General features: G+C 70.0%; 24 protein-coding genes. 20 read left to right on the top strand and 4 right to left on the bottom strand.

Annotated elements, in window-relative coordinates; genetic code table 11:
- Positions 1–59: 59 nt before the first annotated feature.
- Positions 60–1283: a LysM peptidoglycan-binding domain-containing protein gene (locus C3481_RS03815; RefSeq protein ID WP_237049190.1), complete on the bottom strand. Its 1224-nt coding sequence runs from the start codon at positions 1281–1283 to the stop codon at positions 60–62.
- A 183-nt stretch (positions 1284–1466) separates the two neighbouring features.
- On the opposite strand from C3481_RS03815, the gene C3481_RS03810 reads away from it, so the two are divergent.
- Complete coding sequence (locus C3481_RS03810) at positions 1467–1772, top strand: Rv2175c family DNA-binding protein (protein WP_052007748.1); 306 nt, start codon at positions 1467–1469, stop codon at positions 1770–1772.
- A gap of 32 nt (positions 1773–1804) precedes the next feature.
- On the opposite strand, the gene C3481_RS03805 is transcribed toward C3481_RS03810, so the two are convergent.
- Complete coding sequence (locus C3481_RS03805) at positions 1805–2878, bottom strand: polyprenyl synthetase family protein (RefSeq protein WP_103840842.1); 1074 nt, start codon at positions 2876–2878, stop codon at positions 1805–1807.
- A gap of 68 nt (positions 2879–2946) precedes the next feature.
- Between C3481_RS03805 and C3481_RS03800 the strand changes: the two genes are divergently transcribed.
- From C3481_RS03800 to C3481_RS03710, 19 genes are all read left to right on the top strand, one after another.
- Positions 2947–3318, top strand: a complete 372-nt coding sequence (locus C3481_RS03800; RefSeq protein WP_023951571.1) for a DUF3040 domain-containing protein — start codon at positions 2947–2949, stop codon at positions 3316–3318.
- Between the two features lie 152 nt (positions 3319–3470).
- Complete coding sequence (gene mraZ / locus C3481_RS03795; RefSeq protein WP_023951570.1) at positions 3471–3902, top strand: division/cell wall cluster transcriptional repressor MraZ; 432 nt, start codon at positions 3471–3473, stop codon at positions 3900–3902.
- A 99-nt stretch (positions 3903–4001) separates the two neighbouring features.
- Complete coding sequence (rsmH, locus tag C3481_RS03790) at positions 4002–4961, top strand: 16S rRNA (cytosine(1402)-N(4))-methyltransferase RsmH (RefSeq protein WP_023951569.1); 960 nt, start codon at positions 4002–4004, stop codon at positions 4959–4961.
- A complete protein-coding gene (locus C3481_RS03785) occupies positions 4958–5578 on the top strand; it encodes a hypothetical protein (protein WP_023951568.1) in 621 nt (206 codons plus the stop codon). The genes rsmH and C3481_RS03785 overlap by 4 nt, the downstream gene beginning before the upstream one ends.
- Positions 5579–5583: 5 nt before the next feature.
- Positions 5584–7377, top strand: coding sequence for a penicillin-binding protein 2 (locus tag C3481_RS03780; protein WP_064956848.1), 1794 nt, complete (start codon positions 5584–5586; stop codon positions 7375–7377).
- 28 nt (positions 7378–7405) lie between these two features.
- The gene (gene murF, locus C3481_RS03775) at positions 7406–8818 is read left to right on the top strand and encodes a UDP-N-acetylmuramoyl-tripeptide--D-alanyl-D-alanine ligase (protein WP_064956847.1); all 1413 of its coding nucleotides are present in this window, start codon (positions 7406–7408) and stop codon (positions 8816–8818) included.
- The gene (mraY, locus tag C3481_RS03770; RefSeq protein ID WP_023951562.1) at positions 8815–9924 is read left to right on the top strand and encodes a phospho-N-acetylmuramoyl-pentapeptide-transferase; all 1110 of its coding nucleotides are present in this window, start codon (positions 8815–8817) and stop codon (positions 9922–9924) included. Before murF ends, mraY begins: the two co-directional genes overlap by 4 nt.
- A complete protein-coding gene (gene murD, locus C3481_RS03765; protein ID WP_023951560.1) occupies positions 9921–11468 on the top strand; it encodes a UDP-N-acetylmuramoyl-L-alanine--D-glutamate ligase in 1548 nt (515 codons plus the stop codon). Before mraY ends, murD begins: the two co-directional genes overlap by 4 nt.
- Complete coding sequence (ftsW, locus tag C3481_RS03760; RefSeq protein ID WP_103840840.1) at positions 11419–12702, top strand: putative lipid II flippase FtsW; 1284 nt, start codon at positions 11419–11421, stop codon at positions 12700–12702. The genes murD and ftsW overlap by 50 nt, the downstream gene beginning before the upstream one ends.
- Positions 12703–12712: 10 nt before the next feature.
- Positions 12713–13786, top strand: coding sequence for a glycosyltransferase (locus tag C3481_RS03755; RefSeq protein WP_103840838.1), 1074 nt, complete (start codon positions 12713–12715; stop codon positions 13784–13786).
- A gap of 49 nt (positions 13787–13835) precedes the next feature.
- Positions 13836–15236: a UDP-N-acetylmuramate--L-alanine ligase gene (gene murC, locus C3481_RS03750; RefSeq protein ID WP_103840836.1), complete on the top strand. Its 1401-nt coding sequence runs from the start codon at positions 13836–13838 to the stop codon at positions 15234–15236.
- Positions 15237–15239: 3 nt separating this feature from the next.
- Entirely contained in the window at positions 15240–16274 is a 1035-nt protein-coding gene (locus C3481_RS03745) for an FtsQ-type POTRA domain-containing protein (RefSeq protein WP_103840834.1), read from the top strand.
- A 221-nt stretch (positions 16275–16495) separates the two neighbouring features.
- Complete coding sequence (ftsZ, locus tag C3481_RS03740; protein ID WP_036304959.1) at positions 16496–17647, top strand: cell division protein FtsZ; 1152 nt, start codon at positions 16496–16498, stop codon at positions 17645–17647.
- A gap of 12 nt (positions 17648–17659) precedes the next feature.
- A complete protein-coding gene (locus C3481_RS03735) occupies positions 17660–18346 on the top strand; it encodes a YggS family pyridoxal phosphate-dependent enzyme (RefSeq protein ID WP_023951547.1) in 687 nt (228 codons plus the stop codon).
- A gap of 31 nt (positions 18347–18377) precedes the next feature.
- On the top strand, positions 18378–18836 hold the full coding sequence (locus tag C3481_RS03730; RefSeq protein ID WP_023951545.1) for a cell division protein SepF: 459 nt from the start codon (positions 18378–18380) through the stop codon (positions 18834–18836).
- A 6-nt stretch (positions 18837–18842) separates the two neighbouring features.
- Positions 18843–19145 carry a YggT family protein gene (locus C3481_RS03725; RefSeq protein WP_103840832.1) on the top strand — a complete coding sequence of 101 codons (303 nt, stop codon included), beginning with the start codon at positions 18843–18845 and terminating at the stop codon, positions 19143–19145.
- A 121-nt stretch (positions 19146–19266) separates the two neighbouring features.
- On the top strand, positions 19267–19845 hold the full coding sequence (locus C3481_RS03720; protein ID WP_023951541.1) for a DivIVA domain-containing protein: 579 nt from the start codon (positions 19267–19269) through the stop codon (positions 19843–19845).
- Between the two features lie 3 nt (positions 19846–19848).
- The gene (gene lspA, locus C3481_RS03715; RefSeq protein ID WP_023951539.1) at positions 19849–20427 is read left to right on the top strand and encodes a signal peptidase II; all 579 of its coding nucleotides are present in this window, start codon (positions 19849–19851) and stop codon (positions 20425–20427) included.
- A gap of 1 nt (position 20428) precedes the next feature.
- The gene (locus tag C3481_RS03710; protein WP_064956842.1) at positions 20429–21349 is read left to right on the top strand and encodes an RluA family pseudouridine synthase; all 921 of its coding nucleotides are present in this window, start codon (positions 20429–20431) and stop codon (positions 21347–21349) included.
- 33 nt (positions 21350–21382) lie between these two features.
- Here the strand turns inward: C3481_RS03710 and C3481_RS03705 are convergent, their stop codons facing one another.
- Positions 21383–21985, bottom strand: a complete 603-nt coding sequence (locus C3481_RS03705) for a cyclodeaminase/cyclohydrolase family protein (protein ID WP_103840830.1) — start codon at positions 21983–21985, stop codon at positions 21383–21385.
- Positions 21982–22455 carry an NUDIX domain-containing protein gene (locus tag C3481_RS03700; protein ID WP_023951534.1) on the bottom strand — a complete coding sequence of 158 codons (474 nt, stop codon included), beginning with the start codon at positions 22453–22455 and terminating at the stop codon, positions 21982–21984. Before C3481_RS03700 ends, C3481_RS03705 begins: the two co-directional genes overlap by 4 nt.
- Positions 22456–22471 lie beyond the last annotated feature (16 nt).

The following is a 22471-nucleotide window of genomic DNA, read 5'->3' as shown; positions in this document are numbered from 1 at the left end:
CGAGCCCGGGCAACGGCTCACCCCCGGACGTCTGCGACATGCTTCCCGATGCTTCGGAGTCAGCCGAGCGCGTCGAGCCAGCGGTATGCCTGCTGTTCCCATTCGCCGTAGCGGTCGGGGTACGCGGAGATCTGCACCGCCTGTGCGGCGTCGGTGAAGGAGAGGCCCTCCCAGCCCGGAACATCAAGCAGCCCCCGGGTCGCGGTCCCGTTGGGGTCGGCGGCACCGCCGTAGAAGGCCGCGATCGATCGCGCCGGGTCGCGGACCTGATCGGGGGTTCCCCAGCCGGTGCTCGGACGCTGCTGGAAGAGGCCGAGAGAATCCCGGTCGCCCCAGTCGAGGTTGCGGATCCACGACTCGACCATCGCCGTCGCGAGGGCGATCGCGATCCCGCGATCGGGCACGCCGCGTTCTCGGCCGACCTGGATGATGAGCCGTGCATTCGCGATCTGCTCTGCGTCGAGACCGAGGTCCGGGAGCGCGACGGTCGCGACGGCCGGCGTGGCCACGGCCCCGGGGATCACGAGTTGCTGTCCCGGGTAGATGATCGACGAGCGGTCGAGCCCGTTCGCGGCGAGCAGCGCATCGAGGCCCAGGCCGTGAGCGCTCGCGATCGCCGAGAGGGTGTCGCCGGCGGCGACGGTGTGGGCCGCGGCCGCGGCCGCGATCGTGGTCGCGGGAGTCGCCGCTGCGGGGGTGGCAGCCGGGGCCGCGCCGGCCGACGAGGGGATCGCGAGCGTCTGCCCGGGGAAGATCACGGCGCCGTCGTCGAGCCCGTTCGCGGCGAGCAGCGCACCGACGCCGATGCCGTGCGTCCGAGCGATCGACCACGGGGTGTCGCCGGCGGAGACGGTGTGGGTGCTTCCCTCGGATGCGTTCTGCGTGCCGGGCGTCACCGCGGGTGCCGCGGAGCCGGGGGAGTCCGCACTGAGTCGAATGCGGTCACCGGGGCGGATGACGGACGACCAGTCGAGGCCGTTCCAGGCGAGGAGATCGACCGTGCGAAGCCCGTAGGCGGACGCGATCCGGCTGATGGTGTCGCCGAGGGCCACCGTGTGCTCGGCGGGCCGAGCGGAAAGCGGACGCGGCGCGCCGGCGGTCGCGGGCACGGCCCGGAACGAGGCGCCGGGCGCAGCATCCCGATGCGCGGTTTCGGCCATCGGCGCCGCGGCGGCAGGCTGCGCCGTCAGGCTCAGTGCGATGGACCCGACGACGGCGGGCGCGACGGCGCCGCGCAGGCGGGGGCGCGGACGGTGCGGGGGAGAGATCGAGTCGCGGCGCACGGAGGGTCCCTTCTCGGAGGTCTCCGAAACGCTGACATGTCGCTGTGAGAGGTGTCAACCGAAGTGACGACTGTGACTGGTGTGAAAGTGCCTGAACAGACGCCCCGCGGCTCCGGTGGGAGGTGAGATAGTGAAGGGGTGAGCACTCCCGAATACCCCGTCGTTCCCCTGTCCTGGCTGACGATGCCCGAGGTGGTCGACCTGACGGGCGAGACGCTCAGCCGCGTCCGTCGTCTCCTGGATGAGAATCACCTCATCGGGTCGCGTCGCGACGGCACGCTCCGCATTCCGGAGGCGTTCTTCCTCGACGGCGCGCCGCTCTCGTCGCTTCGCGGCACCATCACCGTGCTTCACGACGCCGGGTTCTCGGACGACGAGGCGATCGACTGGCTCTTCGCCACGGAGGACTCGATCGGCGCAGCGCCCATCGCCGCGCTGCGCGCCGGACGCAAGAGCGAGGTGCGCAGGGTCGCTCAGACCCTCGCCTGAGGCCGTCGGGGCGTTTGCCGCTCAGGCGCGGGTCAGGCAGACCGCCGGATCGCCGCGTCGGCGATCTCGCGGAGCGCGGCGACCTCCGGCTCCCCGATGGGTGCGTTCTCGAGCGCGGCATCGGCCGCGGCGGAAAGGCGATCGATCTCGCTCTCGAGGCGCCGGACCGCGCCGCTGTCCTCGATGACCTTCTGCAGTCGCGCGATCGTCGCCTCATCGAGCGTCCGGTCGCCGAGTGCCTCGTCGAGTTCCGCCCGACCGGCGTCATCCATCGCTTCGCGGGCGTACGCGATGAGAACGGTCCGCTTGCCCTCGCGGAGATCATCGCCGGAGGGCTTTCCCGTCACCGCCGCGTCGCCGAAGACTCCGAGGACGTCGTCGCGCAGTTGGAAGGCGAGCCCGACGGCATGACCGAAATCGGCGAGGGCCTCGCGTTGCGGCGGGGTGGCGCCGCCGAGCGCCGCGCCGATCAGAAGCGGCTGCTGCACGCTGTACCGGGCCGACTTGTACGAGGCGACGCGCAGAGCGCGCGCGGCGTGCTCTGCGTCGGGCGCCGTGGCCCAGGCCGCCTCTTCGGCGACGTCCAGGTACTGTCCGACGGTGACGTCACGGCGCATCTTCGCGTATTGGCGGCGCACGTCCGAGGCGTAGGGATGCCCGTCGATGGCGTCTTCGAGGAGGTCATCGCTCCAGGCGATCAGCAGATCGCCGAGCAGGATCGCCGCGGCGCGCCCGAAGGCGTCGGCGTCGCCCTGCCATTCGGAACCTCGGTGTCCCTCCTCGAGAGCCCGGTGAGCGGCGGGGCGGCCGCGCCGCGTGTCGGAGTTGTCGACGAGATCGTCGTGCACCAGGGCTGCCGCGTGGAAGATCTCGAGCGAAGCGGCGACACCCGCGATGTCGGTGCGTACGGCGGAGGCGCCGGCTGCCGCGTGACCCGCCGTCAGGAACCGGGCGCGCAATCGCTTGCCGCCGGCGACGGTGGCAAGGGCGCGGTCGACGAAATCGGCCGCTTCGGCCCCGAGATCGGCGACCTCGGCCCGCCGATCCGATGCGAAGCTTTCCAGTCGCTGGGAAACGGTCGAGATCGGGTCGGTGGAGCTCGTCACAGGCCTAGCCTAGTTCTCATCAGCGCGCGTAGAATCGGGCGCACCGGTACCCGAACAGAGGGGGATGCATGCCACTGTCAGAACAGGAGCAGCGGCTGCTCGACGAGATGGAACGCCATCTCATGCGCAATGAAGCAGACGTCGTCAGTGCTCCGCGCGAAGGTCAGTCCCTCAGCTACCGCAACATCGTCTACGGAGCGGTCCTCGTCCTCCTCGGCCTCGGCGGGCTGATCGCCGGTGTCTCGAGCAGCATCATCGCAATCGGCGTCGTCGCCTTCCTCGTGATGGTCGGCGGCGTCGTCCTGGCACTGACGCCCTCTCGCAACGGGACCGCAAGCCGTCCCACTGCCACGACCGGCACGCGAAAGCCTGCTGCCCGGTCGTCGAGTTTCATGGATCGCATGAACGACCGATGGGATCGTCGCAACGGCGAACGCTGACGTATCCCGCTTCACCTTCAGAGCACCGACCTTCGGGTCGGTGCTCTTTTTTGTGCTCCGGGGGAGGAACAGACGTCATTGCCATAGTGAAGTGGAGGAAAGTGGAGTAAAGTGGTGCGCACCGACGGGCCGGGAGGGGGTGGTGGAGCACCATGCTTCTCGGCACGCACACCCCCAAGCTCGACGAGAAGGGCCGCGTCATCCTCCCCGCCAAATTCCGCGACGACCTCGGCCCCGGTGTCGTCGTGACGCGCGGCCAGGAGCGGTGCCTCTACGTGTTCAGCACCGTGGAGTTCGAGCGCGTGTACGAGCGCATCCGCGAAGCGCCCCTGACGAACAAGCAGGCCCGTGACTTCCAGCGCATGTTCCTGTCCGGCGCGAGCGCGGAGAAGCCCGACAGCCAGAACCGCATCACCGTCCCACCGCACCTGCGCACTTACGCCGGGCTGGGGCGCGAACTGGTGATGACCGGTGTCGGCGCGCACGCCGAGATCTGGGATGCCGACGCCTGGAACGCCTACGCCGCCGGCAACGAAGACGCCTACTCCGACATGGAGCAGGAGGTGATCCCCGGACTCTTCTGACCCGTGGCCGTGATCCTCAGCCGCTGGCCCTGACGCACTTCCCCGGTGTCAGGTCGCGGCGGAGGGGGATCAGGGCTCCGGGGCCGTCCCGCCACGATCATGACGAACGACGACATCCACACCCCCGTCCTGCTCGACCGCTGCGTCGAGCTGCTCGCCCCCGCCCTGCAGCGCGAGGGCGCCGTCGTCGTCGATGCCACCGAGGGCATGGGCGGTCACTCCGAGGCGCTTCTCGAGAGGTTCCCGGGCGTGCGGCTGGTCGGGCTCGACCGCGACACCGATGCACTCCGCATCGCGGGGGAGCGCCTCGCCCGGTTCGGCGACCGCGTCGCCCTCGTGCACACCGTGTACGACGGCATCCGCGAGGCGCTCGACTCCCTCGGCATCCGCCGCGTCGACGGCATCCTGTTCGACCTGGGCGTGTCATCGCTGCAGCTCGACGAAGCGGACCGCGGATTCGCGTACGCGCAGGACGCGCCCCTCGACATGCGGATGGATCAGACCGCGGGAACGACCGCAGCCGACATCCTCGCGACATACAGCGAGGGCAACCTGCGTCGCATCTTCGAGCGCTACGGCGAGGAGAAGCTGGCCGGGCGGTACGCGCGAGCGATCATCGAAGCCCGCGGCCGTGCTCCGCTCACCCGTTCCGGCGAGCTCGTCGACGTGCTCATCGCCGCGACGCCGGTCGCCGTGCAGCGCGATCGTGCGGGACACCCCGCCAAGCGCGTGTTCCAGGCGCTGCGCATCGAGGTGAACGCCGAGCTGGCGGTGCTCGAGCGCGCGCTTCCCGCCGCGCTCGAGGCCCTCGCCGTGGGCGGACGCATCGTCGTGATGTCCTACCAGTCGCTCGAGGACCGCGCGGTCAAGCGCGTGCTGGCCGAGGCATCGTCCTCGACCGCGCCCAGCGGTCTGCCGGTCGAGCTGCCCGAGCACGCGCCGCGGTTCCGACTGCTGGTCCGAGGCGCGGAGCTGGCATCCGAGGAAGAACGTGAACGCAATCCCCGCGCGACGCCGGTTCGGCTGCGCGCGGCGGAACGGATGAGGGAGGCCTCGTGACCGCCGACAACACCGCCCGCATCCCCTCACCGCTCGGCGACGACTTCTTCGCGAGCGTCCCCGGCCGGCTCCCGCGCGAGGGTGAGCGCGAACGCCAGCGCGATCTGCGGCTGGTCACCGGCGCCGCGCGCCGCCGCCGCCCCCGCATGCTCTACGGCATCATCGCCGTGTCGGGTGCCGTTCTCATCGGTGCAGTCCAGATGGGGCTGTCGATCCTCACCACGCAGACCTCATACGAGATCTCGGCGCTCTCGCAGCAGCAGCGTCAGCTCACCTGGCAGAAGCAGATCATCCAGGATGACCTCGCCGGGCTCGCCTCGCCCCAGTACCTCGCGGCGAATGCGACGGCACTCGGTATGGTCATCGCCGAATCGCCGAGCTACTTGCGGCTCAGCGACGGCGCCGTGCTTGGCTCGGCGAGTGCGGCCGGATCGCACTCGAACGTCGACGCCCTCGGTCGCGCCGCCGTGGCGAACTCGCTCGTCGCCGGGGTTCCGCTGGTGACCGACCCCGCCGCGAGCCTCGAGAGCGGCACGAGCACGGACGAGCTGGTGGGCGCCGATCATGCGACACCCCCGCCCATCGCAGACGGATTGCCCGCCCCGAGCACACACTGAGAACCATGACGACACGAGCCACCCGCAGTCCGCGCCGCCGTACGGTCGTCGCACTCCTCGTCGTCCTGATCGTCGTCGTCTCGTTCATCGTCCGGCTCGTCGACATCCAGGTCGTGAATGCCGACGAGCACGAGGCGGACGCACGCAACCTCGCGATGGAGGCCGGGACGACGCTGTTCGGGACTCGCGGTGACATAACCGATACCAACGGCGCTCCTCTCGCGACGACGACCTCCATCTACGACGCGAAGATCGACCCCAAGCTCGCAGCCAACGGAATCAAGCGGAAGAACGACGACGGTCAGACCGTCACCGTCACGTGGCCCGAACTGGCGGCCGAGATCGCCGCGGTGACCGGCCAGGATGCCGCCGAGGTCGAGAGCATCGTCACGACCGCCGTCGCCGCCGACCCCGAGTCGAGCTTCGCCTACCTCGAACGCGGGATCTCGACCGAGCAGTACCGTGCCCTCGCCGACCTCAAGCTGCCCTTCGTCGGCTTCGACCAGCACCCGCATCGCACGTACCCCGACGGTGCCGTCGCGGGCAACGTCATCGGCTTCGTCGGCTCGGACGAGACGCCTCTCGAGGGGATGGAAGCCCTGCAGAACTCGTGTCTGCAGAGCAGCGACGGAAAGATCCGCTACATGCGGGGTCTCGACGGCGTCGTCATCCCCGGCACCGAGGTCGAGGATCCGGCACCGGTCAACGGCGGAACGCTGCAGCTCACGATCGATCGCGACCTGCAGTGGTACATGCAGCAGCTGATCGCCGAGCAGACCCAGAATCTCGGGGCGGAGAGCGGGTCGATCCTCGTGGTGGAGGTCGCAACCGGCAAGATCCGCGCCGCCGCCGAATATCCCAGCGTCGACCTCAACGACATCGCGGCATCCGATCCCGCGGACCGGGGCAGCCGCCTCTTCCGCGACTCGTACGAGCCGGGCTCGACGTTCAAGCCCGTCACGGCGGCGACCGCGATCGAGGCGGCCGGCCTGACGCCGCTCTCCACCGCATGGTCACCCGACCGGATGGAGTTCCCCAACGGCGCCGTCGTCAACGACTCGGAGCACCACGAAGCCCAGAACCTGACCCTCACCGGAGGACTCGTCACCTCGTCGAACGTCGCTCTGTCGCAGTTCGGCTCGCAGGTCGACCCGGAGACCCGGCTCGAGTACCTGAAGAAGTTCGGTGTCGGTGAGGGAACGGCGCTCAACTGGTCGGGGGAGCCGAAGGGCACCTACATCCCGACCGACCAGTGGGACAATCAGACCTACTACACGACGACGTTCGGTCAGGCGTTCACCGTCACGGCTCCGCAGGTGGCATCGGTCTACCAGACGATCGCGAACGGCGGTGTGCGTGAGCCGCTGAGCCTCGTCGAGTCCTGCACGGCGTCCGACGGCACGGTCACCAAGCCCGATCTGCCGGAGCCGGTGCGCGTCATCAAAGAGAGCACCGCGACCCAGGTCAGCGAGATGCTCGAGAACGTCTTCGCTCAGGGCACGCTCGCCGATGACATCGCGATCCCCGGATACCGGATGGCGGGCAAGACCGGTACCGCTCAGAAGGTCGACCCGAACACCGGTGCATATAAGGACAACCTGTACTACACGTCGCTGGTCGGCTACGCACCCGCCGACGATCCGAAGTATGTTGTCCTGACGGCATTCGACGAGCCGAAGACCCTGCGTCTGTCGGCAGCCAACCGGCCGGCGTTCCAGAAGGCCATGACCCAGGTGCTCAAGCACTACCGGATCATGCCGTCCGACTCGCAGACGCCACTGCTCCCCGTGACCCAGTGATGCGCGTGAGCGCGTCCGAGGATTGAACATGATCTCCCTTCCGTTGTCCGATATCGCCCGGGTGCTCTCCGGCACCCTCCACGTCGCCGGCGGCGACTCTCCCGACACCCGAGTCGGGGGGACGGTCGACACGGACTCGCGGAACATCGGCCCGGGCGACGTCTTCGTGGCCAAGCCGGGCGAGGCCACCGACGGCCATCTCTTCGTGCCGGCGGCCGCCGAAGCCGGAGCCGCGCTCGCGATCGTCGAGCACCTCGTCGATGCCGACATCACGCAGATCGTCGTCGCCGACGCGGTGACGGCACTGGCCGACCTCGCTCGCGAGGTGGTCGGACGCGTGCGCGCGACGGGTGATCTCCGTGTCGTGGGGATCACCGGCTCCAACGGCAAGACCACGACGAAGAACCTCCTCGCGCGCATCCTCGAGGGCGAGGGGCCGACGGTCGCGCCGCGGGCATCGTTCAACAACTCCGTGGGTGCTCCCTTGACCATGCTCCGCGTCGCCGACGACACCCGCTACCTCGTCAGCGAGTTCGGTGCCGACGGCTCGGGTCAGATCAGGCGTCTTGCGGGCCTCGTGACCCCGGACGTCGGGGTGGTGCTCATGGTCGGCATGGCCCACGCCGGCGGCTTCGGCGGCGTCGAGGCGACGCTGAAGGCCAAGACGGAGCTGGTCGAGGCGGTCCGCCCCGGCGGCGTGGCCGTCCTCAACGCCGACGACGCGCGCGTCGCGACGATGGCGGCGGTCGCCGAAGCGCGCGGCGTGCGCGTCCGCTGGTTCGGACGGGGCGCCGCAGCCGAGGTGCGAGCGGACGACGTCGAGGTGGACGCATCGGGGACGACCTGCGTCGTCGTCGTCGGAGATCAGCGGATGCCGTTGCGGCTCCGGGTGCTCGGCGAGCACCACGTCATGAACGCGCTGGCTGCCATCACCGCCGCTCTCGAGCTGGGTGTCGCGCTCGAGGATGCCGTCGAGCGACTCGAGACCGTCGAGATCGCCGAACGCTGGCGGATGCAGCCGCTCGGGTCGGACTCGGTGCGGATCATCAACGACGCCTACAACGCGAGCCCCGACTCGATGGCCGCAGCGCTGCGCACCCTCGCGCAGATCACGCAGCCGGGCGAGCGCAAGGTCGCGGTGCTGGGCGCGATGAGCGAGCTCGGCGAGTTCGCGGGCGATGAGCACGACCGGGTCGGCCTGCAGGCGGTCCGTCTGCGGATCGAGCGGATCGTCGTCGTCGGCGCCGAAGCGCGTCGGCTCTACCTCGCCGCCGTCGGCGAGGGGTCTTGGGACGGCGAGGCGGTGTTCTTCGCGGACGCCGACGCCGCCTACGACTACCTGATCGAGGAGCTGCGCGCCGGTGACCGCGTGCTCGTGAAGTCGTCGAACTCCGCCGGACTGCGGCACCTCGGTGATCGTCTGGGAGAATTCTTCTCGTGAGATCCCTGCTGACGGCCGCGACGATCTCCCTCGCGTTCACACTCTTCCTGACCCCCCTGTTCATCCGGCTCTTCGAGAAGCTGGGCTGGGGTCAGGTCATCCGCACGCCCGACGACGCGACCAACCCGAGCCACCACGCCAAGCGCGGGACGCCCACGATGGGCGGCATCATCTTCATCATCGGCACGATCGTCGGGTACCTCGTCGGCACGCTGACCGGTGGCGCGCCGCCGTCGATGTCGGGTCTGCTCGTCATCTGGATGATGGTCGGGCTGGGAATCGTCGGATTCATCGACGACTACATGAAGGTCCGCTCGCAGCGAAGCCTCGGGCTCTCCGGATGGCGGAAGGTCGCCGGACAGGTCATCGTGGCCGTCTCGTTCGGAGTCCTCGCCCTGCTCGTGCCCAACGACGGCGGTGAGCCGGTCGGGCGCCCCTTTATCTCGCTGTTCCGCGACATCGACTGGCTGTCGTTCATGGCGCTGGGCGGTGTCGCCGGCTGGCTCCTGTACCTCGCGTGGATCTCCTTCCAAGCCGTCGCGTGGTCCAACGCCACCAACCTGACCGATGGTCTCGACGGGCTCGCGACCGGCGCGGGCATCTTCACGGTGTCCGCGTACAGCCTCGTGACGTTCTGGCAGTTCCAGCAGCGGTGCGCCAGCGGCGCGCTCGTGCCGGCATACGAGGCCGCGTGCTACACGACGAACGATCCGATGGACCTCACGATCATCTCTGCGTCCTTCGTGGGCGCGCTCGTCGGGTTCCTCTGGTGGAACGCGCCGAAGGCCAAGATCTTCATGGGCGACGTCGGATCGATGGCGATCGGCGGCGTCATCGTCGCCATGGCCGTGCTCTCGCGCACCGAGCTGCTCGCGGTCATCATCGCCGGCGTCTTCATCATCGCCCCCGGCTCGGTGATCCTCCAGCGGTACTACTTCAAGGCGACCGGCGGTAAGCGCCTCTTCCTCATGAGCCCGTTCCACCACCATCTCGAGATGCGCGGGTGGCCCGAGGTGACGATCGTCGTGCGGATGTGGATCATCGCCGGGATGCTCGCCGTCGGCGGCGTCGGTCTCTTCTACGTGGCCTGGCTGGCGGCGGTATGACCGCGCGCCTGCACGATCTGACGAGCTGGAACGCCGACTGGCGCGGCCTCCGCGTCGTGGTCCTCGGACTCTCGGTCACTGGTTTCTCGGTGGCCGACACCCTCGCCGAACTCGGCGCTGACGTCCTCGTGGCCACAGAGGGAGCGGATGCCGAATACGTGCGGCTCCTGCCGGTCATCGGCGTCGCGCTGCATGACGGCTCGCTGCAGAGCGTCCCCGACGCCGTGGCGGCTCACGCTCCCGACGTCATCGTCGCCTCGCCCGGGTTCCCGCCGCATCATCCCGTCATCCGATGGGCGCGCGAGAGCGGCATCGCCGTGTGGGGCGACATCGAATTGGCATGGCGCGTGCGCGACAAGGTCGTCCGCCCCGACGGACGCCCAGCCGACTGGGTGCTCATCACGGGCACGAACGGCAAGACCACCACGACGCAGCTCACGGCCGCGATGCTCGCCGCCGGGGGACTGCGTGCCGCGCCCTGCGGCAACATCGGCGTGCCGGTGCTCGACGCGGTCCGCGATCCGGGAGGTTTCGACGTCCTGGTCGTCGAGGTGTCGAGTCACCAGCTCTGGTACCTGGGACTGGCCGAAGGCCCCGATCGGCTCTCGCCGCACGCGAGCGTCTGCCTGAACCTGGCGGACGACCACCTCGAGTGGCACGGCTCGTTCGCCGCCTATCGCGACGCCAAGGCCGTGGTGTATGAGAACACCCGCGTCGCCTGCGTCTACAACAAGGCGGATGTCGCCACGCGTGAGATGGTCGAGGAGGCCGAGGTCGTCGAGGGCTGCCGCGCCATCGGCTTCGACCTGGGCGTGCCCGGCCCGAGCGATCTCGGCGTCGTCGACGGCATCCTCGTCGATCGCGCCTTCCACGAGGATCGGCGCGCTTCGGCTCTCGAACTGACGACGGTCGCCGAGCTCGCGGCGCGAGACCTCGCGGCTCCGCACATCGTCGCGAACATCCTGGCCGCTGCCGCGCTCGCACGATCCCTGGACGTCGAGCCGGCCGCCATCCGCGCCGCCGTCCTGGCGTTCCGCCTCGATCCCCACCGGATCGAAGTCGTCGCCCGGGTGGCGGGCGTGACCTGGGTCGACGACTCCAAGGCGACCAACCCGCACGCCGCGGCGTCGTCGCTTGCCGCCTTCCCGGGCGCGATCTGGGTCGTGGGCGGCCTTCTCAAGGGTGTCGACATCTCCGCGCTCGTCGCCGGGCGCGGCGCGGCGACGAAGGCCGCCATCGTCATCGGTGAGGACCGCACGGCCGTGCTCGCCGCGTTCGCGCGACACGCCCCGGCGGTTCCGGTGATCGAGGTCGAGGCGACTCAGACTGAGGATGTCATGGCACGGGTCGTCGAACTGGCGGCCGAGGTCGCGGGTGCCGGAGACGTCGTCCTCCTCGCTCCCGCAGCCGCCTCGTTCGATCAGTTCGCCTCCTACGCAGACCGCGGTCGCCGCTTCGCGGACGCCGTGCGCGAACGGATCGGAAGGGGAGACGGTGACCACGACGCCGAGCCGCCCGACGCCGCCACCGACGAACCTCGCTGACGACGGCCCGGCGCGCAGCGGGTTCGCCGCACGCGTGTCACTGGGGCGCGTCTTCGCCCCGGTACCCAGCGAGTTCCTGCTGCTCGCGTCGACCGCTCTCATCCTGACCGGCTTCGGTCTCGTGATGGTCCTCTCGGCCACGATGGCGACGGCGAACGCGAGTCCGTTCGAGACGGTTCTCAAGCAGGCGGTTTTCGCGCTCCTCGGCATCCCGCTCATGTTCATCGCGGGCCGGATGCCGCTGCGGTTCTGGAAGCGCATCGCGTGGCCGGCGCTCGGCCTCGGCATCGCGCTGCAGCTGCTCGTCTTCGTCCCGGGCCTCGGCGTCCACAACGACGGGAACACGAACTGGATCTCCCTGTTCGGGTTCCAGGCGCAGCCGTCGGAGTTCCTCAAGCTCGCGCTCGCGATCTGGCTGGGGTTCGTGCTGTACCGCAAGCAGACGCTCCTGTCGAAGTGGCAGCACGTGTTCATCCCGGTGGTGCCCGTCGGCACGCTCGTGATCGGCACCGTCATGGGCGGACATGACCTGGGGACGGCGATGATCCTCATGGCGATACTTCTCGGCTGCCTCTTCTTCTCCGGCGTCAAGCTGCGCCTGTTCGTGATCCCCCTGATCCTCGTCGTGGCGGCCGCCGCGGTGTTCGCGGTGACGAGCCCCAACCGCATGGCTCGCATCATGAGCTTCCTCAACGTCGATTCGACCGACTGCTACTTCGCCGACGCGGGCTCGTGCTACCAGCCGCTCCACGGCGTCTGGGCCCTCGCGAGCGGTGGGATCTTCGGGCTCGGTCTGGGCAACTCCCGCGAGAAGTACCAGTGGCTGCCGGCCGCGGCGAACGACTACATCTTCGCGATCGTGGGGGAGGAGCTCGGGCTCATCGGCTGCGCCGTCGTGCTCGGTCTGTTCGCGCTCTACGCCGTCGGCGCCTTCCACATCATCCGAAAGACCAACGACCCGTTCGTGCGCATCGTCGCGGGCGGCATCACGATCTGGATCGTGGGCCAGGCTCTCATCAACATCGGCGTCGTGCTGCGCGTCTTCCCGGTCCTCGGCGTCCCGCTGCCGTTCATGTCTCAGGGCGGCACCTCGCTCGTCTCCGGACTGCTCGCCACGGGAGTGCTGCTGTCGTTCGCGCGAACGCTGCCGGTGCGCGTGCCCGCGCTCGACGTGGCCTCGGGGGCGCGCTCGGCGCGGCCGGTGCCCGCTCGGGCAGGGTCCGCCCGCCGGTAGGCTCGTTCCGGTGACCACCTACCTTCTGGCGGGCGGCGGAACAGCGGGACACGTGAACCCGTTGCTCTCCGTCGCCGACGAACTCCGCGCCCGACGTCCCGACGACACCGTTCTCGTGCTGGGTACGCGCGAGGGCCTCGAGTCGCGTCTGGTCCCCGAGCGCGGGTACGAACTTCTCATCGTCGACAAGGTGCCGTTCCCGCGTCGTCCGAACGGTGCCGCGGTCCGGTTCCCCGCCCGCTGGCTGCGGGCGGTCGCGCAGGTCCGCACCTACATCCGCGAACGCGGCGTCGACGTCGTCGCGGGATTCGGCGGCTACGCGGCCGCCCCGGCCTACGTCGCCGCACGCCGGGAGGGCGTTCCCTACGTCGTCCACGAGGCGAACGCGCGTCCCGGCCTCGCCAACGTCCTCGGAGCGCGGAAGGCCGCCGCGACCGGCAGCGTGTTCGAAGGGACGCCGCTTCGCGGTGCTCAGGTGGTCGGGATGCCGCTCCGCCGCGAGATCGTCGACCTCGATCGCTCAGCGCGGCGCGATGAAGCCGCGGCCGCCTTCGGTCTCGACCCGGCACGCCCGGTCGTCCTGGTCTTCGGCGGCTCGCTGGGGGCACGCCGGCTCAACGAGGCGCTCACGGGTTCGTGGCGGGACATCGTCGACGCCGGCTGGCAGGTGCTGCACGCCGCGGGGGAGCGCAACGAGGTGTCCAAGGCGCCGTCGCCCGACTACCGGGTCGTCCCGTACCTCGATCGGATGGATCTCGCGTTCGCTCTCGCGGACGTCGTGGTCTCGCGTTCGGGGGCGGCGACCGTGAGCGAGGTCAGCGCGCTCGGCATACCGGCGGTTTACGTCCCCTATGCCGTGGGCAACGGCGAGCAGGCGCTGAACGCCGCGGGAGCGGTTCGAGCCGGTGCTGCGCGCATCATCGACGACGCCGACTTCACGCCCGACCGCGTGCGCTCGGAGGTCGTTCCCCTGCTGAGAGACCGTGACGAGCTCGACAGGATGCGGCGCGCTGCCGCGTCGATCGGCATACGCGACGGGGCCGCCAACGTCGTGGAACTCCTCGACGCGGCGCAGCGACGCTGAGGGCGTGGCGGGCGGTCCTCTCAGCCGGGCGACCTAGACTTGACGGGTCATGATCAGACCCGACTTGAGCCTCCCGATCCCCGCCGACATCACCGCCGCGCACTTCATCGGCATCGGTGGATCGGGCATGTCCGGCCTCGCCGGGATGTTCCTCGACCGCGGCATCCGCGTCTCGGGCTCCGACCGTGCCGACAGCCCCGCGATGCGCGCGCTCGCGGCCCGCGGAGCCGATGTCCACGTCGGACACGACGCGGCACACCTGCCCGACGACGCCGACACGGTCGTCCACACGGGAGCGATCTGGCCCGAGAACCCGGAGTTTCTCCTCGCCAAGGAGCGCGGGCTGCACGTCATCCACCGTTCGCAGGCGCTGCACTGGCTCATCGGCGGCCGCCGGCTCGTCTCGGTGGCCGGAGCACACGGCAAGACGACCTCCACCGGCATGATCGTCACGGCGCTGCGCGGTCTCGGCACCCGTCCGACCTTCGTCAACGGCGGCGTCATCGCTGATCTGGGCGTCTCGAGCGCGACCGGCGACGACGATGTCTTCGTGATCGAAGCGGACGAGTCCGACGGCACCTTCCTGCTCTACGACACCTCGATCGCGCTCATCACCAACGTCGATCCGGATCACCTGGATCACTGGCAGACGCGCGACGCGTTCTACGACGGGTTCGTCCGCTTCGCCGACGGAGCCCGCGAAGCCGTCGTCATCTCGGCCGACGACCCCGGCGCGGGCCGCGTCGCGGCGGCACTCACGCACCGGCGGGTCATCACGTTCGGGGAGGCCGCCGACGCGGACGTGCGGGTCTCGGACATCGTGACCGACGGTCCGGTGTCGTTCTCGCTCACCGGAGGCGGCGAGACGGTCCACGGGCGCCTCTCGGTGCCGGGCGCCCACAACGCGATCAACGCCGCGGGAGCCGTGGCGGTGCTGACCGCCCTCGGGTACGAGCTCGAGCGCGCGCTGCGCGCTGTCGAGGGCTTCGGGGGCACGGCGCGGCGCTTCGAGCTCCACGGGGTCACGCGCGGTGTCAGTGTGTACGACGACTACGCCCACCACCCGACCGAGGTGGCGGCGGCGCTCTCCGCAGCACGGACGGTCGTGGGGGACGGGCGCATCATTGCCCTTCACCAGCCGCACACGTACTCGCGGACCCAGGAGATGTTCCGCGAGTTCGCCGACGTCCTCGAGACGCACGCCGACCACACCGTCGTCCTCGACGTCTACGGGGCCCGCGAAGACCCGGTTCCCGGCGTCACCGGCGAGCTCGTCAGCGGCGCGTTCGCCGACGCCGGCCGCGTGCACTTCGTCGCCGACTGGCAGGAAGCGGCGGACTACACGGCCGGTGTCGCGCGCGACGGCGACTTCATCGTCACTCTGGGCTGCGGGAACGTGAACCTGATCATCCCGCAGGTGCTCGACGCGCTCGCCCGGGCGGGGGACTAGCCGGTGCGCCGCCCGAGTCCGCTGCCGCCCTCGTCACGGCCCGTCGGCGGTCAGGACGGCGCAGGCGCATCCGGGAAGCGTCGCGCCCCTGCGGGGCAGGACACGGGCGACGGGACCGCGGTCGCCTCACCGGACTCGACGCGGACCGAGCCCGTCGAGGAACTGTGGCACCAGCGCGGCCGCGACTACGGAATCGCCCCGATCATCCCGTTCGACCCTCCGGCGCGAGCGGAGCCCACGACGCCGCCTCCGGATGCCGCGGACGCCGACGCCGCGGATCGCCCGCTCACGGCGCGCGACCTCTGGGGCGCCGCGCGTGCGCGTCGGCGTGCGCTCCGCCGCGAGGTGCGGCGCTTCACGGCACGCCAACGTCGGCGCAGACGCATCTGGCTGGTCTCCGTGGGCGTGCTGGTCGCGCTCGTCCTCGGGTCGATCGGTGCCGCCTACAGCCCGTTGTTCGCCGTCGAGCGCATCACGATCGTCGGCACCTCGCAGCTCGATGCGGCGGCCGTGGAGACGGCGCTGGCGGGTCAGGTGGGCACGCCGATGCCCCTCGTCGACGAGAGCGCCGTCAAGGCGGCGCTGGTCTCGTTCCCGTTGGTCGAGTCCTACAGTCTCGAGGCCAGGCCCCCGCATGAGCTGGTGGTGCGCATCGTCGAGCGGACGCCGGTGGGCGCCGTGCAGGGCGAGGCCGGCTACACGCTCGTCGACGCGGCCGGGGTCGCCCTCTCGACGACCCCCGAGCCGCCCGCGGGACAGCCGCTCCTCGAGGTCGAGGGCGGTCTGTCCTCCAGCACCTTCGCCGCTGCAGGCCAGGTGTTCCGATCCCTGCCGGATTCGCTGCGGTCCCAGGTGACCGTCCTGTCGGCGACAACGCCCAACGACGTGACCCTGACGCTCGCCGACGGCCGTTCGGTCGTCTGGGGCGGGCCGTCTGATTCCGGCAAGAAGGTCCAGGCACTCGAAGCGCTGATGAACGCGCGAGCGGATGCCTCCGGCTACGACGTCTCGTCGCCGCAGGCGGCCGTCGTCCGCTGAGCCGCCGCCGATCGGCTCCGCGCGGGCCAGGCGCCACGACGGTCTGCGCGCCCTTGTTCGAAGCCGAGAAACGCGGGATGTCGCGACACGCCGCTCACGTCCGCCGGGTGAGTCCATGAGTGCGTAGCTTCAACTCAGGAATTGCATACCCGGCAATTCTTTAAACCTCTACGTGAGGTTGAAGGTTTACGAGCAGGGTTCGGGACGAGATGGAGGCCGGCATGAGCCAGAACCAGAACTACCTCGCGGTGATCAAGGTCGTCGGTGTGGGCGGTGGCGGCGTCAATGCCGTCAACCGGATGATCGAGCTGGGGCTGCGGGGTGTCGAGTTCATCGCGGTGAACACCGACGCGCAGGCGCTCCTCATGAGCGACGCGGACGTCAAGCTCGACGTCGGCCGTGAGCTGACGCGCGGGCTCGGTGCCGGCGCCGACCCCGAGGTCGGACGTCGCGCGGCTGAAGACCACGCCGAAGAGATCGAGGAGGCGCTCGCGGGTGCCGACATGGTGTTCGTCACCGCCGGCGAGGGTGGTGGAACCGGCACCGGTGGCGCGCCCGTCGTGGCGCGCATCGCGAAGTCGATCGGCGCGCTGACGATCGGTGTCGTCACGAAGCCCTTCTCCTTCGAGGGTCGTCGGCGCCAGAGCCAGGCCGAGGCCGGCGTGTCGAAGCTCAAGGAAGAAGTCGACACCCTCATCGTCGTCCCGAACGACCGCCTGCTCGAGATCAGCGATCGCGGCATCTCGATGGTCGAGGCCTTCGCGACCGCCGACCAGGTGCTCCTCGCCGGTGTCCAGGGCATCACCGACCTCATCACGACCCCGGGTCTCATCAACCTCGACTTCGCCGACGTCAAGTCGGTCATGCAGGGAGCCGGTTCGGCGCTCATGGGCATCGGCTCCGCCCGCGGCGCCGATCGCGCGATCAAGGCCGCCGAGCTCGCCGTCGAATCGCCTCTGCTCGAAGCCTCGATCGAGGGAGCCCACGGTGTGCTGCTCTCGATCCAGGGTGGCTCGAACCTCGGGATCTTCGAGATCAACGATGCGGCTCAGCTCGTCAAGGAGGCCGCGCACCCCGAGGCGAACATCATCTTCGGTACGGTCATCGACGACACGCTCGGCGACGAGGTGCGCGTGACGGTCATCGCGGCAGGGTTCGACGGCGGCGAGCCGCAGGCTCGCATCGAGCCGATCGCGGCCGCGCGTCCGTCGGCGCCGCCGGTCCTCCCCGAGATCCCGGCCGAGGAGGCCGCGGCATCCGAGCCCTCCGAGCGCCGCGAGGCCAAGGAGACGGTGCCGGTGTCGGCCAAGAGCGAGTCATACGACTCGGTCTTCGGCGATGACGACCTCGACATCCCCGACTTCCTGAAGTAGGCCGACCGCCCCATGCCGGACCTGGCCGAACGGCTCGCCGACGTCGACGCCCGCATCGCCGCTGCGATGCGGGCGTCGGGTCGCGCGCCCGACGAGGTGACCCGCATCGTCGTGACCAAGTTCCACCCGCCGGAGCTCATCTCTCAGCTCCATGACCTCGGCGTGCGCGACGTAGGGGAGAACCGGCAGCAGGAGCTCAGCGCCAAGCGCGCAGCGCTTCCGGCGCTCGATGGGATGCGCTGGCACTTCATCGGTCAGGCGCAGACCAACAAGGCGCGCGCGGTGCGAGCGGCGGCGGATGCCGTCCATTCCGTCGATCGCTCACGCATCGCGGACGCGCTGCACAGCGCCGATCCCGAGGGGGAGCCGCTCGACGTGCTGGTGCAGGTGAACCTGACCGACGACCCCGGTCGTGGCGGCGTCGCGCCTGCCGGTGTCGAGTCCCTGACAGCGCACATCGTGGAGCACTGCCCGAGCCTGCGCGTTCGCGGCGTCATGGCCGTCGCCCCGCTCGGCGAGGAGCCCGCATCGGCCTTCGCCCGTCTCGCGCAGGCGTCGGACGTCTTGCGCTCCGTCGCGCCCGACGCGACCTGGATCTCCGCCGGGATGACCGGCGATTTCGTCGAAGCGATCTCCGCCGGTGCGACACACCTGCGGATCGGATCGGCAATCACGGGACCGCGCCCGGACCGCGGATAGCCTCGGAACAGACGAGCAAACGGAGGATGCGATGTCGAACCCGCTGAAGAAGACCATGGTTTACCTGGGCCTCGCAGATGAGGAAGAAATGTACGAAGAGCCGCAGGCCGAGCAGCAGGCCCGCCGTGACAAGCCTGTCGAGAAGCCGGCCGCGCCGGTGACCCCCCTGCACAGGCCGGCGGTCGTGCGTCAGCCCACCACGGGCACCGTCAGCGAGATCCTGACCGTCCACCCCAAGCAGTACCGCGACGCGCAGGTCATCGCCGAGAACTTCCGCGAGGGTGTGCCGGTGATCATCAACCTCTCGCAGATGAGCGACGCCGACGCGCGCCGGCTCATCGACTTCGCGAGCGGTCTGTCCCTCGGCCTCTACGGCCGCATCGAGCGCGTGACGAGCAAGGTGTTCCTGCTCTCGCCCGAGAACATCGCCGTCTCCGGCGACGGCGCTGTGGCTCAGGCTGAGCCTGAGGCGGCGCCGTTCGCGCAGTGACCTGACGTGGATGTCGTACGGCTGCTCGCCGCAATCGTCTACTTCGCTCTCCTGCTGTACATCCTCGTTCTGTTCGTCCGACTGATCCTGGAGTACATCCCCCTGTTCAACCGGGAGTGGCGCCCGAGGGGATTCACCCTCGTGCTCGCCGAGGTCGTCTACACGATCACGGACCCCCCGATCAAGACACTGCGCCGCGTCATCCCTCCGATCAGACTCGGCGTCATCGCAATCGATCTGGCATTCCCGCTCACCATGCTGGCGTGCTTCATCCTGCTGTCGATCACCCGCGTGATCGCCTTCGCCTGAGGCGGTCGCGGCGGGATCGTCGCGGCCGCGAAGGCGTCGGACTATGCTGGGTGGGTACGGCCCGCTGCGGCGGGTGCCGGCTGACCGGCCCGCGTCGTGAGCCCTGAAAGAGGACAACACCATGGCTTTGACCCCTGAAGACGTCGTCACCAAGCAGTTCCAGCACGTGCGTTTCAAGGAAGGATTCGACCCCGACGAGGTCGACGACTTCCTCGACGAGATCGTCGTGGAATGGCGCAAGACGATCGCCGAGAACGAAGAGCTCAAGGCGAAGCTCGCCGCTTACGAGTCGGGTGAGACCCCCGCCGCCGCTTCCACCGACGACGCCGTCGTCGAGGAGGTGCCCGCGCCGGTTCCGGCCGTCGAGCAGCCTGCCCCGGCCGGCGACATGGCTCCGGCCGCCGCATCCGCCGGCATCATCGAGCTGGCGCAGCGCCTGCACGACGAGCACGTCGCCGAGGGCAAGGCCCAGCGCGACAAGCTCATCGCCGACGCGCAGGCCCAGGCCGCATCGATCATCTCCGAGGCAGAGGCCCGTGGCCGCGATGAGGTGGCGCGCCTCGAGGCCGAGCGCGTGTCGCTCGAGGGTCGCATCTCCGAGCTGCAGCAGTTCGAGAAGGACTACCGTGGTCAGCTCCGGGGCTTCATCGAGAGCAAGCTCCGCGACCTCGACACGACCGGCGTCTCGGCCGGCGCGTAATCCTTGGCGTCGCGCAAGCGTCTGAACGGTCCGGCGGCCGGTGCCCTCGTCGCGATTCTCGCGGCAGTGGTGCTGGCCGCCGACCAGTTCACGAAGTACCTCGCCCTTGAGAACCTGCCGTATCAGCGGGAGGTTCCCGTCCTCGGCGAGTTCTTCCAGCTCTATCTGACGAAGAACCCCGGCGCCGCGTTCTCGCTCGGCACAGGCGTGACCTGGCTCTTCACGCTCGCGCTCGCGGCCGTCGCCGTCGTCGTGATCGTGCTCACGGTCCGCCGGGTCCGTGCGCGGTCGTGGGCCATCGTCCTCGGTCTGCTCCTGGGCGGCGTGCTCGGGAACCTCACCGACCGCCTGCTGCGTGAACCCGGATTCCTCGTCGGGCACGTCATCGACTTCATCCATACCCCGTGGATGTGGCTGTGGTTCCCCTCGGCGATCTACAACGTCGCCGACATGTTCATCGTGACGATGATGATCTCTGTCGCCGTACTCGTCGTCGTCGGCATCCGCTTCGACGGTTCGCGCGAGCGCCGAAACGCCGACGACGCGGCGGACGAGCCGACTGCCACGGTCACGGATCGCTGAGATGCCCCAGCGCGCACTGCCCGTTCCCGATGGACTCGACGGTGTCCGTGTCGACGCCGCACTGGCCAAGCTGCTCGGATTCTCGCGCACCTTCGCCGCAGAGGTGGCGACCGCGGGCGGGGTGACACTCGACGGACGCACGCTCGCGAAATCCGACAAGCTCGTCGCAGGCGCATGGCTCGATGTGTTCTGGGAAGAGCGTGCCGAGGCGCAGATCGTCCCGGTCGCTGTACCGGACCTCGGCATCGTGTACGACGATGACGACATCGTCGTCGTCGACAAGCCCGCCGGTGTCGCTGCACACCCCTCGCTGGGGTGGGACGGGCCGACCGTGCTCGGGGCGCTTGCCGCCGCCGGCTACCGCATCGCCACCACCGGCGCCGCCGAGCGCCAGGGAGTCGTGCACCGGCTCGATGTCGGCACGAGCGGACTCATGGTGGTCGCGAAGAGCGAGCGGGCCTACATCGCCCTCAAGCGCGCATTCAAGGAGCGCGAGGTCGAGAAGATCTACCACGCCGTGGTCCAGGGGCACCCCGACCCGCTCGCCGGCACGATCGACGCTCCGATCGGACGCCATCCCTCGCACTCGTGGAAGTTCGCCGTCACCCCGGCGGGCAAGGACTCGGTCACCCATTACGAGACGCTCGAAGCGTTCCCGGGTGCCTCGCTGCTCGAGATCCACCTCGAGACGGGACGTACGCATCAGATCCGCGTGCATATGGCCGCGCACCGGCATCCGTGCGTCGGGGACCCGCTCTACGGAGGCGACCCGACGCTGTCGGCTCGCCTCGGACTGACCCGCCAGTGGCTGCACGCGCATCGGCTCGCCTTCGACCATCCGGTGTCGGGGGAGTGGTCGACCTTCACGTCGCCTTACCCGGCCGACCTCGCGCGGGCCCTCGAGACGCTCAGGGGCGACTGACCCGCCGGCTGGCGTGCGCCGGCCCTCGTGCGGTCACTCCTCGGCGAGGCGGTCGGCGAGGCCGCGGGCCTCACGGCGTGCCGCGAGGAGCCGATCGCGCAGATCGCTGTGAGCGGCTTCGACGGGTCCCGGGTCGCCGTGCGCCGCGACGAGGGCGAGGCCGCCGATCAGGTTCGTCGCCGCGCCGCCGAGTCCGGCCGCAACGGCGTCGGCGGCGACCGCGACATCCGACATGAGGTGGCGATTGCCCACGTCGGCGAGGAGGCGCACCTCCGCCCAGACGCCCAGAGCGATCTCGCCGAGAGCAGCGGACGTCTCGATGGCGCCGGCCGCCGCCTCGACGATGCGCCGGTCGCGGTTGCCGCGGTCGTCGCCCGAGACCGGACGGAGCGAGGCGCCGAGGGCACCCGACGCCCGCCCGTCGCGTTCCGCTGCGGCGACGGCCGCGTCGCGAAGGCGGGCGAGCCGCGCGTCGATACCGGCGGCGGCGGGTTCTGCGGAGCTGTAGCGGCTGACCATCTGCGCGAGCGCGGCCGCGACGGCGGTGATGACGCCGCTGGCGGCGCCACCGCCCGGATCGCCCTGATCGCGCGCGAGGGCGTCGAGCAGGTCGCCCAGGGCGACGCGCGAGGTCACCGCCCGCCCCGGAAGGTCGCCGGGTCGTCCTCCGCGACCGCCAGGGCGATCTTACGGACGTGCTCGGGCGCCACGTCGGTCATCTGACCGAGGTCGTAGAACCCGACCTCGGTCAGCTCGCCGTCGGCGGGATGCGGGTCGCCCGAGACCCATGAGCAGCGGAACACCAGGTCGAGGTAGTCGACCTGGTCGCCGTTGGCATAGACGATGCGGGGGACCTGGTGCACGAGCGCGAGCCGTTCCGCGCGGACGACGACCCCGGCCTCTTCGAGGCATTCACGCACCGCCGCGTCGGCGGGCTCCTCGCCGGGATCGACGATGCCCGACACGGGTTGCCAGCTGCCGTTGTCGGCTCGCTTGCCCAAGAGCACCTTCTCGTCGCGGAACACCACGGCGGTCACCCCTACGAGCGGGAGCGGAGCGGTGCCGATCTTCTCGCGCAGATCGAGGACGAAGTCGGGAGTGGCCATGGGCCCAGCCTAGGAC

Origin of the sequence: Microbacterium sp. Ru50, from assembly GCF_002920555.1 — a bacterium.
Classification (GTDB): Bacteria; Actinomycetota; Actinomycetes; order Actinomycetales; family Microbacteriaceae; genus Microbacterium; species Microbacterium arborescens.
Note: the sequence above shows the minus strand (reverse complement) of the source record. Positions and strands in the feature narration are given on the sequence as shown.